This is a genomic window from Bradyrhizobium sp. BWC-3-1, from assembly GCF_032917965.1.
Classification (GTDB): domain Bacteria; phylum Pseudomonadota; class Alphaproteobacteria; order Rhizobiales; family Xanthobacteraceae; genus Bradyrhizobium; species Bradyrhizobium canariense_D.
This window is the reverse complement of record NZ_CP136625.1, coordinates 7,829,391-7,844,762: the sequence shown is the minus strand read 5'-3', so window position 1 is coordinate 7,844,762 and position 15,372 is coordinate 7,829,391. Positions and strand designations below refer to the sequence as shown.

14 protein-coding genes are annotated in these 15,372 nt (G+C 59.4%); 9 read left to right on the top strand and 5 right to left on the bottom strand.

Going from position 1 to position 15,372, the window contains the following annotated elements:
- The first annotated feature begins 200 nt into the window (after positions 1 to 200).
- The 4 genes from RX329_RS37615 to RX329_RS37600 all read left to right on the top strand — a co-directional run bounded on the left by RX329_RS37615 (position 201) and on the right by RX329_RS37600 (position 3,767).
- Positions 201 to 1,526 (top strand): hypothetical protein, encoded by a 1,326-nt coding sequence (locus RX329_RS37615; protein WP_317245320.1) that lies wholly within the window; start codon positions 201 to 203, stop codon positions 1,524 to 1,526.
- Between the two features lie 69 nt (positions 1,527 to 1,595).
- On the top strand, positions 1,596 to 2,660 hold the full coding sequence (locus tag RX329_RS37610) for a helix-turn-helix transcriptional regulator (protein ID WP_317245319.1): 1,065 nt from the start codon (positions 1,596 to 1,598) through the stop codon (positions 2,658 to 2,660).
- Positions 2,650 to 3,090 carry a hypothetical protein gene (locus RX329_RS37605; protein ID WP_317245318.1) on the top strand — a complete coding sequence of 147 codons (441 nt, stop codon included), beginning with the start codon at positions 2,650 to 2,652 and terminating at the stop codon, positions 3,088 to 3,090. Before RX329_RS37610 ends, RX329_RS37605 begins: the two co-directional genes overlap by 11 nt.
- Positions 3,091 to 3,566: 476 nt before the next feature.
- Positions 3,567 to 3,767: a hypothetical protein gene (locus RX329_RS37600; RefSeq protein WP_317245317.1), complete on the top strand. Its 201-nt coding sequence runs from the start codon at positions 3,567 to 3,569 to the stop codon at positions 3,765 to 3,767.
- 430 nt (positions 3,768 to 4,197) lie between these two features.
- Here the strand turns inward: RX329_RS37600 and RX329_RS37595 are convergent, their stop codons facing one another.
- A complete protein-coding gene (locus tag RX329_RS37595) occupies positions 4,198 to 5,397 on the bottom strand; it encodes an IS256 family transposase (protein ID WP_085348740.1) in 1,200 nt (399 codons plus the stop codon).
- Positions 5,398 to 5,840: 443 nt separating this feature from the next.
- Between RX329_RS37595 and RX329_RS37590 the strand changes: the two genes are divergently transcribed.
- The 4 genes from RX329_RS37590 (at position 5,841) to RX329_RS37575 (ending at position 9,541) form a co-directional block, all read left to right on the top strand.
- Positions 5,841 to 6,941: a hypothetical protein gene (locus RX329_RS37590; protein WP_317245316.1), complete on the top strand. Its 1,101-nt coding sequence runs from the start codon at positions 5,841 to 5,843 to the stop codon at positions 6,939 to 6,941.
- Between the two features lie 39 nt (positions 6,942 to 6,980).
- The gene (locus RX329_RS37585; RefSeq protein WP_317245315.1) at positions 6,981 to 8,759 is read left to right on the top strand and encodes a phospholipase D-like domain-containing protein; all 1,779 of its coding nucleotides are present in this window, start codon (positions 6,981 to 6,983) and stop codon (positions 8,757 to 8,759) included.
- A 64-nt stretch (positions 8,760 to 8,823) separates the two neighbouring features.
- Entirely contained in the window at positions 8,824 to 9,102 is a 279-nt protein-coding gene (locus RX329_RS37580) for a hypothetical protein (protein ID WP_317245314.1), read from the top strand.
- Positions 9,103 to 9,112: 10 nt separating this feature from the next.
- On the top strand, positions 9,113 to 9,541 hold the full coding sequence (locus tag RX329_RS37575) for a hypothetical protein (RefSeq protein ID WP_317245313.1): 429 nt from the start codon (positions 9,113 to 9,115) through the stop codon (positions 9,539 to 9,541).
- A 30-nt stretch (positions 9,542 to 9,571) separates the two neighbouring features.
- Here the strand turns inward: RX329_RS37575 and RX329_RS37570 are convergent, their stop codons facing one another.
- The 4 genes from RX329_RS37570 to RX329_RS37555 form a co-directional block, all read right to left on the bottom strand.
- Positions 9,572 to 10,603: a S1/P1 nuclease gene (locus RX329_RS37570; RefSeq protein WP_317245312.1), complete on the bottom strand. Its 1,032-nt coding sequence runs from the start codon at positions 10,601 to 10,603 to the stop codon at positions 9,572 to 9,574.
- 42 nt (positions 10,604 to 10,645) lie between these two features.
- Positions 10,646 to 11,239: an SGNH/GDSL hydrolase family protein gene (locus RX329_RS37565; protein ID WP_317245311.1), complete on the bottom strand. Its 594-nt coding sequence runs from the start codon at positions 11,237 to 11,239 to the stop codon at positions 10,646 to 10,648.
- A 257-nt stretch (positions 11,240 to 11,496) separates the two neighbouring features.
- Positions 11,497 to 12,930: a hypothetical protein gene (locus RX329_RS37560; RefSeq protein WP_317245310.1), complete on the bottom strand. Its 1,434-nt coding sequence runs from the start codon at positions 12,928 to 12,930 to the stop codon at positions 11,497 to 11,499.
- Positions 12,890 to 13,939 carry a nucleoid-associated protein gene (locus tag RX329_RS37555; protein ID WP_317245309.1) on the bottom strand — a complete coding sequence of 350 codons (1,050 nt, stop codon included), beginning with the start codon at positions 13,937 to 13,939 and terminating at the stop codon, positions 12,890 to 12,892. The genes RX329_RS37560 and RX329_RS37555 overlap by 41 nt, the downstream gene beginning before the upstream one ends.
- Positions 13,940 to 14,205: 266 nt before the next feature.
- Here RX329_RS37555 and RX329_RS37550 point away from each other — a divergent pair, with 266 nt between their 5' ends.
- Positions 14,206 to 15,324, top strand: a complete 1,119-nt coding sequence (locus RX329_RS37550) for an IS110 family transposase (RefSeq protein WP_275199710.1) — start codon at positions 14,206 to 14,208, stop codon at positions 15,322 to 15,324.
- Positions 15,325 to 15,372: the final 48 nt, after the last annotated feature.

Below are 15,372 nucleotides of genomic sequence, written 5' to 3'. Positions count from 1 at the left end.
TCGCCGCGAGCACTCAGCTCGCGCCACTGGTGCTCAGCAGCTCATTTCCGCCGACGGTGATTCAATGCGCGGTCGCCGTGTCGTCTTGCCGCGTTCAAAGCTTTGACCGGCTCGAATTACGATCGTTAGCGGTTGCGATTTGAGAGTGAAGCCACTAACAGTCGTATCGTATATTTGTCGTTTGATTCAGGTCACGCACGGTGGCGCTTAGCCAAGACTCCAAGGATAGTGTTGAATTCGGTGCATGGAAGGAGCGTGCACGCGCGCTTGCGACAACGCATGCCACCGTTAACGATTTCAGCGCCGAGAACCTTCGGCGCGTTCTTGTCCAACTGAATGGACTGTTTCTGAGTTCGACGGGGCCCGTCCTCAAGGCTTATCGTGCCATGGCTGACGGAAGGATCGCGGGCCGGGAGAGGAAATTCACGGATGCCCTCGCGACGGGATCGATCGCTTGGACGCTGCCCGACGGGCTGGAAGAGATCGCGGAGACGATCGGTGGTTTGATCCGAGCGGTCGATTGGACACTGGGCCAGTACCGCTCTCAATGGCCGAAGGAGCCGTCGCAATGGATCGTGGATAACTGTTACGTCATCCCGCGAGACAGCGTAAGCACGGCGAGGTCGCTATCGCAAACGCAACCATATCAGCGGCGTGGCTTGGTCTTTCATCGCATCATTCCCAAGGAGATCGATGGGTACGCCGTTGAGGTTTTCAATGGCCGAACCCTACATTGTTCTGCGGCGGATAAAAGCAACTGGAAGATGGGCGCGTGCCTTTTCGAGGAGTTGAAGCTCGATACAGACGTCTCCGAACATCTCGGAGAGAAACGCTTTGTCGTAAAGGGCGCGAATTCTCCCTATGCGGATGCGGTCGTCGAAGAGCAGATCACGAAGTGTTTGGACGAAGAGTGCGTTGCCGTGGTCTGGCCTGAACTGGCTGTACCTCCAAAGCTACGCGGTCGGATTAAGGCTCTTCTTCAAGATCGTGACGTGGCTGATGATCGGTTGCCACCCGAAGTCGTAGTTGCGGGGACCTGGCACGAAGCTACGAAAGAGGGGGTCGTCAATCGCGCGCTCGTTTTCGACGGCTACGGGATCGAGCGGCTGGTTTACGATAAGATTGCTCCCTTCTCGGGTGGGGGCTGGGGCAAGGAAGACATCACGCCGGGTACCAAGTTGTGCGTTCTCGCAACGGAGGCCGCAATTATCGGCTTCGCGATCTGTTTGGACTTCTGCGACGCAGATGCCGAGACGAACCCGTTCACCAAAATGGATATCGACCTGATGCTCATTCCCTCGATGGGAAACGATCAAACCATGGAGGGACATCAGACGACTGCGGCCCAAATGGGAGTGAAGTTCGGCACCCGAACCTTCGTCGTTCAACACATTACGGACACCGAGTTCAAAGACGGGCGCATAGGTGCTATATTACCTATGCCCAAGCGCCCCAATAAGGTTCCCATTGAGCAACTGGGACAAAAAACCGTTTGGAACTCTTATCGCTGGCCTCAGGCCACCTAGATTCAAGAGGCAAAATCACGGTAAAGCGTACTAAAGCGTTATTAACCGTTATGATGTATGGACATGGTCATGGATGCCGCGCTCGAAAGAATCGAATTAGGCGACGCTTCGGCTTCGGAAGCTAGGCTTGCCGTGTCTGCGCTCCTGAAGGAGGGGTCCGAGGCAAGTTACGCATGCCTGTATTCTGCGCTTGGCGCTTGGCTCTGGAAGGCGCTTGACGGAAGGCGCCGCGACGACGAGTTGCGTCAGTGGTTTGATATCTTTCGCCGTTCGAGCGCCGCCCTCTTGACGAAGAACGCGGCCTATGCGGAGCGTTTGCGTGCGTTCTACGATCTATTGGAGATGTCGATTGCGACATCCAAAGTCGCGAACGTCAGTGAAATTCTCAGTCGGCAACACGTCCTAGCGATACTAAGGCTTCTTCGCTCCGCTGACGGGAAGCCTCTGGAAAAGGCCGCGATCGCTCGAAAACTCGGACTCAAACCGGCCAATCTGAGCCGGATACTGCACATGATGGCGAATGCCCGTCTTGTGGAGCGAACGACTTATGGGAAAGAAGCTCATTTTTGCATGACACGAGATGGCGCGATTGCGCTTTCAAAAAAGGAAGCTTCTGCCGCGCGTCCTGCACGACCCATTAACGCTGCGCAACCGGCTCGCGCAGTGCAACCCCCGCGCGCCGTGCAGCCGGCTCGTCCGGCGCTGTTCGGCCGTCATGTGCAGCCTCTTCTCCCGCATGCACCGGCCCAGATCGCTGCGGACGCCGGAGAACTCTATCTCAACATTCTCAGAAAGGCAGTTCATGATCCGGTATTGAAGTCAGATTATGATCACCTGGTGCAGATCGGAGGCTTGCCGTTCAATAGACCTCCCCGACTAAACATGTTTGACGTGCTGCAAATGCTGGCAAATCATGAGCCGCCGACGATGGCGCCACCCGCGCCCGTGCCGGCGCAAGCGCATCATGTGAAGGTAGTAGGAAAGCGCTCCTATCGAGGTGCCCAGGTGGTAACGGCAAACGAAAAGAAGTCGGAAGCGCAAAGAACGCACGTGCTCGTCGAGCCGGTGCAGCCAAAAGTGTCGCACTTTATAATGCACGCCTACAACGAGGAAAGCGAAAATCATGTCGACTGAGGATCAGTCTGATCTAACGCCGACCGAAGGCCTCACCGAGGAAACGCTCGTTCTCTATAGCCAATCGGTAGTCGATCGTGTCATCTATGTTCCCTCTACCTACACCACATTGCTCACTTGCATGGGCAAAGTAAGTCAGGACGCGCCCGATGTGCTTGTCCCTTTGGTAGACGTGAGGCTAAATGGACCGCTTGCGGAAGATGCAGCAATTTCAAGCCCACTATTCTATCAATTGATGACGCTTGAGAACCTGACGTTTGTTCTGGAAGACATGACAAGCGACCTGGTCAAGGTTTGTCAGCATTTGGGCGCTGCCAGTTCTGGACGAGCCAAGCCGGATGTCGGTCAGCTTTCTTCCATGAGGACCTATCTCTCTCAAGCAAAGGCCAATCTGGAAAAGTGCCTTTCTGAGCTGGAGCCGATCGCGTAGTCGCTGAAGACGGCTCGTGAACCGTCGCTCCGGACGCAAAGTCTGAGGAGCAGCAAGTCGTAGGCTACTTCCTTGCTAGACAATGAGGATTAATCAGCGGGCTTCTGCGCGACAGCATACTCGATCTGATGGATCACGCACATTTTGCGCGACCTCCGAGGAAGAGCCCTGCGGCTTCCGCCCGCTTCCGGGCGGCGGGATCGCAGCGGATCGTCCTCGCAGACCACGCAGACGTAGCGCGGCCGGCCGGGCGCGACGTCGTCGGGTACGGCCGTCATCGGCTTACCGCACTTCGGGCACAGCTTCCGGCTGAGGTAGAGCCGAGTCATGTTTTTTGCCTGCTGGGAGCAGCTTAGTTCCCCTCCTGCCGCGAGCCCAAGTCAATCGCCGAAAATTGTTCTTATGTACCAGGCCGCTTGACGCGGAGCGCGTCTCACGTTGAAATCCGATTTTCAGTGATGTTGCGGGGTGGCGTCGTGGAAGAATTTTATAGGGGCTTCGCACAGCGGGCGCGCGATCTGGCGGAAAACGCGGACCCATTCACCAAGCGGCGGCTACTCGACCTGGCCCAGCGATACGATCTCAGGAGCAGACCGGGAGCCCCGGGCGGTCGGACTCTCCCGCCGCCGCGCGCGGCGCCACCGACGGTGCTGTTTTCCGGCTCGGGCGAAGCTTAAGAGTAGTCGGATCGCGGCCCGGTCGTCGATTTTCTATATTTTCATCGACCGGTCCGGGTGTCGGCCGCGCGCGGTCGCGGTGCTCGCGTTGGTACAAGCTGGCTTTACGGCACTGAACCGCGCTGACTGCGGCATGAGGAGTCATCGCGTACGCCGCCGGATCTCGTCAGCGACCATGCCCTCCGCCCGCACCAGCCGCTCATGCAGAGTCTCGAACATATCGAGGATGTCATCGATTGGGTTCATTCTTGCCCTGCTCGATGGATTCGGCGAGGAGCTCATCGAGGGGCGTCTCCTTCAATTGGCTTTTGAGTGGGATGGTGCGAACAACCCAACGACTTAGCTTTGTTTGCTTCTCGTCAGGATCGTGTCCCGTGGCGTGGTGTAGCTGGCGGCGGGTCACCGCGTTCACCGGCTGGAGCCGGGCTGGTCAGCTGGCGATAGCCGTGATGCTGACGCTCGGATCATCGCTCAACGGCGCGATGGTTTCCAGTGTCATGTAGCGGGCACGCTGGACGGCCCATTCATCATTCTGTTCGAGCAGGATCGCGCCGATGAGGCGAGTGATGGCGTCCTCGTTGGGGAAGATGCCGACCACCTCGGTCCGCCGTTTGATCTCACCGTTGAGACGCTCGATCGGGTTGGTCGAGTGCAGCTTGGTCCGATGCTGTGGCGGAAAGGTCATGTAGGCGAGCACATCGGTCTCGGCCTCGTCGAGGAAGCCGGCAAGTTTGGGCAGCTTGGGGCGGAGCTGGTCGGCGACCTTGCGCCACTGGGTTCGCGCGGCCTCGACGTCGTCTTGGGCAAAGGCGGTGGCGATGAAGGCGGACACGACGCGCCGCCCGCTCTTGCCGGCATGCGCCAGCGCGTTGCGCATGAAGTGGACGCGGCAGCGCTGCCAGCTGGCGTTGAGCACCTTGGCTACGGTGGCCTTGATGCCCTCATGGGCGTCGGACACGACCAGCTTGACGCCGCGCAGGCCGCGGCGGGCAAGCTTGCGCAGGAAAGCCGTCCAGAATGTCTCGGCCTCGGAAGGGCCGATGTCCATGCCGAGAACCTCGCGTCGGCCGTCGCTGTTGACGCCGACCGCGACAATCACCGCGACTGAGACGATGCGGCCATTCTGGCGCACCTTCACGTAGGTGGCGTCGATCCACAGATACGGCCAGTCGCCCTCGATCGGACGGGCGAGGAAGGCCTTCACCTTGTCATCGATCTCGCCGCACAGCCGGCTGACCTGGCTCTTGGAGATGCCGGTCATGCCCATGGCCTGGACGAGGTCGTCCACCGAGCGGGTCGAGACGCCCTGCACATAGGCTTCCTGAACCACGGCGGTGAGCGCCTTCTCGGCCATGCGTCGCGGCTCCAGGAAGCCCGGGAAGTAGGAGCCCTTGCGCAGCTTGGGGATGCGCAGCTCAACCGCGCCGGCGCGGGTCTCCCAGATCCGGTCGCGGTAGCCGTTGCGCTGGGCCAGGCGTTCGGGGCTCTTCTCGCCGTAGGCCGCCCCGGTCTGGCCTTCCACTTCCAGCTCCATCAGGCGCTGGGCGGCAAAGCCGATCATCTCGCGCAGCAGATCGGCGTCGGGGGTCTTCTCTACCAGCGTGCGCAGGTTCATCATGTCTTCGGTCATCGGTGGTTCCTCGGTTGCGTTGGCGTGTCGCAACCCGATCCTACCGGAGAACTGCCGGTGACCACCGCAAAGCCGCCCGCCCGCTACGGCGCTATTTGAAGGCGCGCGTCCGGGCGGCTTTGCTCTACCGAGCTACACCACCACCGGGGACACGACCCTCGTCAGCCTCGCCGTTGTCCGCACTTCCAATTGCAGGGAGCTCAGTGCCGGCATGGGCTTGACGATTTCAGCGAGCAAACGAGCGGTGGCTGAGATCCCTCCGGATGGCCGTGGCGGAACGAAAGGAATTTGGCCTTGCCTACCTGAGAAGTGAATGTCACACTCTACCTGTAGTTTAAGGCATTTGACTTGCACCGAGAATGTTTGCCGTGGTTGGCCGGCCGGCGTCCGCTGGGCGGATTCCCCGTCCCTTCGATCTGAACTGAGTTTTTTAGGAGCATCCCTTGGATTACGAATTGCCCACCGATTTGTATTCTTCCGAAGATCTTCTGCGCGGCTACGATCCGACTTCGAAGATGGGACTGGCGGAGGCGTGGGATTTCCGGGTCTTCCGGCAATATGTCGCTGACGGCGCTGACAACCCGGCGACTCTGGACGTGCGGAGGAAGCAGGCCGACCACGATGCCAACATTTCTGACGCGCTCAGACGCTTCCTGACGCAGGAGACGCCAAAGCTCGTCGGCATTATGGGTGGGCACGAGCTGTCGAGGGCGGAACCTGCCTATGCGACGCTAGCAAGGCTGGCGCGTCAACTGACCGAACAGGGCTTTATGATCGTTACGGGCGGCGGCCCCGGTGCGATGGAGGCCGCTCACGTCGGCGCAACTTTCGCGGGCGCCGACGATGCGGCCTTCTCGGCGGCGCTGTTCATCCTCGGGAAGGAGCCCCTGCTTCCTGTGCTGGATCAGCTCGTGACCAGCGACGGAGGGGTCGCGCCGGGCCACGAGACCCAATTCGACGACGCGAGGCGCTGGATCAACGCCGCTCTGGACGCCAGGACGCGTGCACCGGCCAAGCCGAGCCTCAGCCTCGGTGTGCCCACCTGGCTCTATGGTCAGGAGCCGACCACGCCCTTTGCGACGCATTACGCCAAGTTCTTCCTCAATAGCATTCGCGAGGAGACACTCATCACCAACTCGCGCGCCGGCATCGTCTACGCCCGGGGTAGCGGCGGCACGATGCGCGAAATCTTCGAAGACGCCGAGCGAAACTGCTACGTCCCTGACGCAAAATCGTTCACGCCAATGATTTTCTTCGACGAGAACCGCTACTGGCAACGCGATGCCGAATACGATGCGAATGGTGATCCCATTCCGTCAAAGAAGGGCGTCAAGGTCGACGACACCGTCCGCAACCTGTTCACCTTGGCGAGAGCTCGCAAGAAAGATGGCGCGGCCTGTCTGCTCAAGGTCAGATTCACTGTAGACGCGAAGGAGATAGGCGATGTGCTGCGGCTTCATTCTGGCATAGCGCTGCAGAACTTGATGTTTGCGCTGGCCGACGAGCCGATGAAGGTGTCGACCAGCTTCTTGAGCCGAGCCTGACAAAGGGTCACATGCCCATCGAGGGGAGGAGGCATCGCCATGCCGGGTGCGGTTTCGAATACGGTCAATGGAACTCAGATACGAGCAACTGCCTATCATGATTGCGACGATGTCCAGCTCTTTTGGCGCGTCTCCAGCGGTGCTGCTTCGGACGTACCGATCCCCGGATGCCTGGGCTTCATGATTGAGCGCCAGCGCCAGGTGGGTGGGAATTGGTCGCCCACGGAGATCCTGCGCAATCGCGTGGGCTTTACCGATCAGCCGCCCGCCGATGGCGCTGATGACGCAAATAGCTCAAGGCCGTCGAATGTATGGCCTTTCCAAAGATACGAATGGACGGATCACGGCGCCAACAACGGCCAGACGGTCCGCTATCGCATCAATGCGGTAGGATCGTCCGGGGAGGGCATTGTCGGAGAAAACACGCTGCTGTCCTTGGCGGATTCCGGCTGGACCGAAGCCATCCACGTGAATGGCCAAGCCGGCAACGGCATAGAGGCGTATTTCAATCGCGGCTTCGTCATGTCTCAATTCGTCGCACGCATCGCGCGTGAGAAGAACTGGAAGCCGCGCGACATCAAGGATCACATAGCCGACCTCGAAGAGCCTTTGAGGCGATTTCTCTCGGGTGAACTTCGCTTGGCGCTCCTGCGCTTGCTCGATGAAGTCATCGGGGATCCCAGGCTGGAGCTTTATCTGGCGATTTACGAGCTCTCAGATGAGGAACTGATCGCGCGGCTGAAGCTTTTGAAGCGGCGCGCGCACCTGGTGCTATCGAATGGCTCCGACAAGGGGGGCGACGGCAACGCGGATGTCCGCGAGGAGCTGAAGGCGGCCGGCGTTGACGTCCACGACAGGATCCTCGGCTCAAAGGGCCTGGGTCACAACAAGTTCGCCGTCGTTGTGTCCACCAAAGGCGACGTCGCAACGAAGGTGTGGACCGGAAGCACGAATTGGGCGCCGACCGGCCTCTGCACGCAGGCCAATAATGGAATTCTGTTTGTCGACCCAAAGATCGCCGGATTGTATTTCGAGCAGTGGGGCCGCCTGAGAGATGCTGGCAGCGACTTCACGCCGGATCTCGTGGGCGACAACGCCAAATCGCCGCGTCCGGCGAACGGGACAGACGTCTGGTTCACCCGGGTCCGAAGCAAGTCGAAGAAGAATGTCCGGAAAGGTATCGACATCGAGGCGCTCATCGAGCTCGTGACGGGCGCCAAGGACATGATCCTCTATGTGATGTTCCAGCCCGGTCCCGATCCACTCGCTGATATTGTCGCAAGGGCCTCAGAGATCTACGTCAGGGGTGTCATCAGCACCGTCACGTCGGATAACCGCGAAAAATTCTCGCTGAGAGGTCTCGATACCGAGTCCCATGAGTTTGAGACGGCTCTGGTGCAGCCCGAAGGCGTCGTGAAGTCCTTTTCGGACTGGATTGGGGAAGTGACGCGCAGCCAGTTTCTGTTTCCCAACCAGAACCCGGGCATCGGCCATGCGATCACGCACTCAAAGATGATCGTGATCGACCCCTTTTCAGACGACTGCAAGGTGGTCACCGGATCCCACAACTTTTCCGGGTCCGCCAGCGAGCAGAACGACGACAATTTTGTCGTGGTGCACGGCAATCGATCTCTGGCGGAGGCGTACAGTGTCGCCTGTCTTGCCACCTATGAGCACTATTCCTGGCGTGCCTACGTCAAGCGGCAGTTCGATCAGGGCAAGGTACCGTGGTCGCACTTGTCGGACGATCCCGCGTGGCAGGGCCGCTATCTATCCGCTTCGCGCAAGAAGCACTTGGCAGTATGGTGTCCACAGTAGCGTTCAATAAGGCACTGCGACGGTGAGTGGTGCGATATCCTTTCACTAGCGAATGGTTTCACGAATGGAATTGGATGCAAAGCCGCCCGTCGAAGGCAGGAATTTCCGTTTCACGATCCTGGGTGGCATCGGCGTGACCCGCATTACCGTCCGGCTGAGCGGGAAGGTGGTGCACGAGAGCGATTGTCCCGACCCGCCGTGTCACGAAGAGATGCGGATGCCGCAGGGCGCGGGCGGGACGGAATTGGTCGTGATCGCCAAGGATTCGACCGGAAAGGTCCTAGAACGGAAATTCATTGTCGGCAAAACGGAAGGTCAGGCGGGCGGAGCCATGTCAGCCTGAGATCCTCTCCATGAGCGCGCTTCAAGAGTTTTTTCAAGAGCTGTCTAAGCTGCAGCCGGCTACGTTGACGGCCGTAACGGCCGTCGTAGGTGCGACCGGCGCCGTGATCGTTGGCGTCATTACCGGGGTGATCACCAAATTTGTCGTAGGCGCGCGCGACAGACAAGATAGAGAGGTCGAATGGCGTAAGCATGCAATCGAGCTCACCAAGCTCGACCTCGACCGCAAGCTCAAAACTCGAGCGCCGACAGACACACGGCCACTGAGGCCGAGCATCCTGGATTTCTTGGCCAACTATCGTGATCTGCAGGACCTCGACAAGGCCTCTCCGCGTGATCTTTATGCGACTATCCTGGCGATGCGGATCAAGAAACAGAATACGACGACGCCCGGGCTGTCCCCCAAAGAGCCGCCCGCGGCTGCCGAGCACGAAGATTGACGGATCGTTTCCGCGAGAGTGCTTTTCTGACTAGGGCCAAACGTGGTTCACGATCTCGGCGAGACGGGCTCCCGCCTTGGCAAGCTGCTGTCGCTTGATAGTATCCGCCGACTGAAGGTACGCAGCTCGATCCGAGAAGGAGATCGTCCATTTCCTGGGACCTATCTTCGTGTAAGTCACATTCGACGTCGTCTGTTTCGCCACCACGATCGTGTCCGTGGCCCAAATTGCTGACCAGTTCTCGATGCGGTCCGTATCGGCCGGAACGGCCTTTGCGACGTTCACCAAAGCCAGCGGGGCGGTGTCTCCCAGATCGGATGGGGTGTCGTCCCAGGCATGATGGAAAGTGTCGTTTCCGACGGTGACGGCTTTATCGTGGATCCAGTTGCCGCCCGCGGTTTCGGTCGACGGGTCGATCGTGTGCGTGACGTCCGGATCGACCAGGCTTCCGTTGGGATCGAGGTACGGCGCAGCGACATGAAGGGGCTGTGCCATGTCGCCCACGAGATGAGCGAGTATGAACAGAGCCTCCTTCTTGTCCTTGATGTCGAAGGGCGGCGGAGCCGGCCGGCCAAGCAGCACGGCGATCGCGGCGTTGGTAGTCGCGACCAAATCATGATCATTGGTACCCGCATAGTTTCGATCGAACTTGTCGCGCTGAACGGCCACGTCGTCGAAATGGTACGTATTGTGACAGCCAAGATTGGCGGTCGCGCTCGCTCCTTCCGGATAGACGCAATCGATCCAGTTTCGGCCGGCGTAATCGACCATGGCGTTACGGTCGTTCGCGAAGGGGGTGCAGGGAGGTTCGTACTGGGGATCCACGACGTAGGCGAGGCTGCCATCGTTTTGCCTGTGGACGCTCTTCACGCAATCGAGCCATGGCCCGGCTTGCCGTAGGTCGACGCCCAGCAAGGTCTTCACCTGCTGCTTGGCATTCGGGGTCAGTAGTTGGTCAGCAATCGACCCGACCAAGCGGTGTCCGTCGGGTCCCCAAGCGGACGCGGGCTTTGCCAAGAAGAGGCTCAAGAGCACAATGACGCTGGCAGCAATTCTAGCCATGACGGATCCTCGCGTGGGAAAAACTTCAACACTTCGTTTCATTCATGAGCCTCCAGTGGCGCCGATCGCGATCGTGTTGGCGAGCGCCTCTGCCATCCGGCGGGCGCTCCAGTCACTGTGGTGGAGGCGGTCAGGATCGGTGGGATCGACCATCCGGTCAAAGGAGACCCGTTCTGCCTCATGCCACTGCTTCATCAATGCGAAGCGGTGGAACACGTTGACCGGGAAGCCGGCCCGGCCGGCTGCCGTCTCAATCAATGCCACCATTCGGTGTGCTCGCTCCTCCATGATCGGAGTGAGCACGGCCGGCACGTACTGAAGGTCCATGAGCACGACGTCCATCAATTCATTTGCGAACATCGCGAGACCGCGTTGGATCGCGCCGGCGGTGGCGTCCAGATCCTGGTTCTTCCAAACCGCGTTGGTACCAACCTGCCAGACCACGACCGATGGTTGCTCGCCGAGTACGTCGCCTTGAATCCTTCGTAGCTCGTCTGGAGCTTCTTCACCGCCGACGCCGCGGTTGAGAATATCGAAGTTCCTGCCCGGAAAGCTTGCGCGCAGCGCCCGCTCGAGACGCTGCGGATAGGGCACGATGTCGCCTTCACCCGCTGTGGTCGACGAGCCGATCGCCACGATCTTGATTGCTCCGACGCCGGCCAAGCGTCCCGACAACCACCGCATATGGTGCTGAAACCGCTTCGGTTGGGCTGGAATGGCGGTCTGATCGACTGCGGGCATGAGATTCAGCTACGCGCTCGAGAGTTTCGATGGAATTTGGTGCCGAAATGTGACGGGGCGATTACGCTATCGCAGTTGCATTCGACTATTATCAAGCCCTGTTGGATCTCGATCGCGGATACGCGGCTAGTAGAAATCTTAACCGCTCAAATTTACGGCGGCTTTGCCGGAGGCGGCGGAACTGGTACTGGGCTGGGCGCGACGCCTGTAACGGGGCTCGAAGGTGACGGCGTTACATCGTGTAGAGTGTGGACACCGGCGGCAACGAGAGCTCCGATCAACAGTCCATAGACCACAAGCAGTACGCCGCGGGTCTCCCGATAGTTCTTCATCGCTTGTTCGATCGGCGTTTCAGCGATTTCTTCCCGCTCGCGAACGGAGATGTAACTAAAAAGACTTTGCATCCAGCTCCGTCGGGACGAGGCTTGGCTTTGGAAGAACGCGCCATTGATCCGCCACTGCAACGCGAACGACAGACCGATGAATACGGCGGCCGCAAAGTAGAATAAGGAAGAGATGAGAGGACCCGGTGTCTTGGCCGCATCTCCCAGGATCTTCAGTATAAAAGGCGCAGCCGAGACGGCCAGGTCGCGCCAGAGCGTAGCCGCAAGATCCTGCGCCCGTTGCGCTACCTTCTGAGTTTCATCAATCACGGTCTTGCGGAGATCGGCGAGCGCCTTCAGAGTCTCGCGGCTCGATGATTGGACGTGAGCTTCATAGGCAGCTTTGGCCGCCTCAAGCGCCTGCTCCAATGTCGTGGCGAGATCTTGCTGAGGACGGCTCGCCCGAGCCAACTCACCGGAAAAGAGCAGGTGGCGTGCCTCGACATCTGTCCCCGAAAGAAAAACCCAGTTGGCGGATTCAGTCAATCGAGAACGAGCGCCGGGCAGGGCAGGATCATCGGCTCTAATGCGATAGATCGGAGGCGTCGCCGCCGCTTGCAGCCAGACCTGGCCATCCTCGAGCCAGGCGCGGGAGACGAGACCGCCCAACAGTCTGCGGGCAGAAACCGTTTCCCAAGCTTGATACGCCGGCGATGAAACCGCTGGCGCGGCCAATAATAGCCAGGGATTGAGATCGGTAACGATTTCACGGTCGGGGACAAAGTCACGAACATAGCGAGTGGGGTCGATAGACCCAAGCAAAGGCTCGGCTCGCGGTGGCGTTTGCGCGAAATCCCATGAAGCGAACTCCAATCCTCGTGCGCGAAATGCCTGAGTGGAATTGAAGTCGGCGATCGCGAGGCGCGGAAGGACAGTTCGCTGCGCCAAGTATTGTGGGATGTCGGACTGGAAGATAAAGAAGGCGCAGCCGTCGGCAGTTGGCTTTCCGAGCGTGATCACGATCTCGCGGGTCGAATCAAAGATATCACTCCCAACGAGATCACCACCGAGACCCGGATTATAGACTTGCAAGGACGAGAACGGCGGTGGGACATCGTCGACGAAGCCGAGCCAGGCGACCTGCGCATCGACGGACGGTAGCCGGCCTCGCAACACGAGGGCGTCAATACGTTCGTCCGCCACGGCGCCGTTCGCGACAAGCTCACGTACGCGTTCGACCAGATGTGTTGATCTCGAAGTCATCGAGTGTGATCTTGTCCCTGATGATAATCTCGCCCCTGTCGCGGTTCACCGAAATGACTGAAGACATCAAACCGACAGGGAAGGTCAATTTGACCCCGCTTGCCGTCTCAACGCGACGGTTCTTGGGAGCCTGAATTGCGTTCTTTTGGAGCACGAACGATTCGCCCGCCATTCCTTCGCGCTTCAGCTTTGCCTTGAAGTCGGTCAGCACGGGGCTATCATCAGGCAGCGGCCCGAAAATGCTCTTCAGCCAATTTTCAGCACTTTCGCCGTCGACGGAACCGCCTGATTGGCTGGCGTCGTAGAGGCGTTGCGCCAGATTTTTCATCGTGTCCTGCGGAAGTATGTCTTTGTGCTTGTGCGCAATGTTGCGCGTGACCTCGACGATTGTCCTTGTCAGCTCCTCTTCCGTTCGCTGGCGTCGCACGAGCAAGAACTGTTCGAAATAGGCCGCAGGCCGCTGCGGATTTTGACGATCGACAACGCAGATTTCGTCGCGCTCTTTGCCGAGCTTGATCAGCGCGGCCTTCTGCAGGGCATTGCGGTTCTGGACAAAAGTCCGCTCAATCTCGCCGAAGGTCGGCTTCGGCTTGCCCGAACGGCCGCGGCTGACGTCGTAGTCGTAGCTGAGAACCTTTTCGTCCTCGAATTTCAGAAGTGCATATAACCGGCCACCTGAACAAGACAGCGAGAAGATCAAGAAGGCACCGACAGCCGTGCTGCCTCCGTGAGCCTCATTGAACGCTGTCGCGAGTTTCTCGCTTTGCTCCTGGAAAGTTGCCCTATCCCGGCTGATCCGCGCCAGTTGCGCCCGCACCGGCGCGTCCGCGAGAAACTCGTATCGGTTTCCGCTGTTGACCGATCGGACGCGGCCCAGGAAAAAAGCTGCGTGTCGACCGGCATCGAACGCAGTCAGTAGCTGAAAATGTTCCTCTCCCGGGCCGACAATATGAAAAACGCTCTGATCGATGCGCAGGCTTTCGAGTTCCTGCTCAGTAAGGAAGGACATTCATCACCATAGAACAAAAAGAGAACTGATTGCAATCGCGGCGCTGTTTTAATCCAAAATTTGCGTCGTGTTCCGTTAAAAATCTTGCATCTTGTTAAGAATTCCATCCCCAACGTGTGGCCGGGGCGCCGGTCTGTTGAACGGTGAACGAGCCGCCACGCCGCTAGACTGTATGTCCCCCCACAAAATGAGGCGACTCACCCTCGATGTTGCGACGAGGGTTGCCCGGATGGACCGGGTAGAGCCTCAAACAAGGAGGGCGAGTCGTGGGTCATCATACCGAGGTCTTTGTCGGAATCGATACGTCAAAATCGCGCAATGCTATAGCCATTGCCGATGGCGGCCGTGGCGGCGAGGTACGATATCTCGGGGAGTTTCCTGCCACGGAGGCAGCGATCCGAAAGCTGGTGGCAAAGCTTGCAGCGAAATGCTGTCAGTTGACGTTTTGCTACGAAGCAGGGCCAACAGGATACGGTCTCTACAGACTGCTCAAGAGCCTCGGCCATGACTGCCTGGTGGTGGCCCCCTCGCTCGTTCCGAAGAAGGCCGGCGATCGAGTGAAGACGAACCGGCGCGATGCGGTAAGCCTCGCCAAGCTGTTGCGCGCGGACGAGCTCACGGCGGTGTGGGTGCCGGACGAGCGCCATGAGGCTATGCGCGATCTCTCGCGCGCCCGTCAAGCAGTGAAGAAGGACCTCCAGGGCAAGCGTCAACAGATCTCGTCATTGATGCTGCGGCTGGGACGCATCTATCCGGGCAAGACAACGTGGGGACCAGCCCACATGAGATGGCTCATGTCGCAGAAGCTCGAGCATCGCGAGCAGCGCATCGCATTCGAAGAGTTACTTGAGGGGATACGCCAGGAAAGTGAGCGGCTGGAGCGTTTGGAAGATGCCATCCGCGAGGTAGTACCCGAGTGGTCGCTCGCCGAGGTTGTGTCGGCCCTGCAGGCGGTGCGTGGGATTGATCTCATTGCGGCTGTGGGGGTGCTGGCTGAGATCGGTGATCTATCCCGCTTTCAAAATCCGCGCGAGTTGATGGGCTATCTGGGTCTGGTGCCCACAGAAAACTCGACTGGCGACCAAGTCAAGCGAGGCGGCATCACCAAAGCCGGTAATGGGCGGGCGCGACGTATTCTTGTAGAGGCGGCCTGGAGCTATCGATATCCGCCGCGCGTGAGCCGAGACAAGCAGCCAAAGGTGGAGGCCGCACCGAGAGTCGCGCGCGAGATTGCGTGGAAAGCGCAAACCAGGCTGTGCGGACGCTTCCGCTCACTCGAGCGGAAGGGCAAGCGGCGAACCGTAATCGTCACGGCGATTGCCCGAGAGCTATCCGCCTTCATTTGGGCGATCAATCGCGAGCTCATGCCACCTCGACAGGCGTGACATCGTTGGGGGCTGTGGACCGCTCGAGTCGTGAGGTGCGCTCGACCG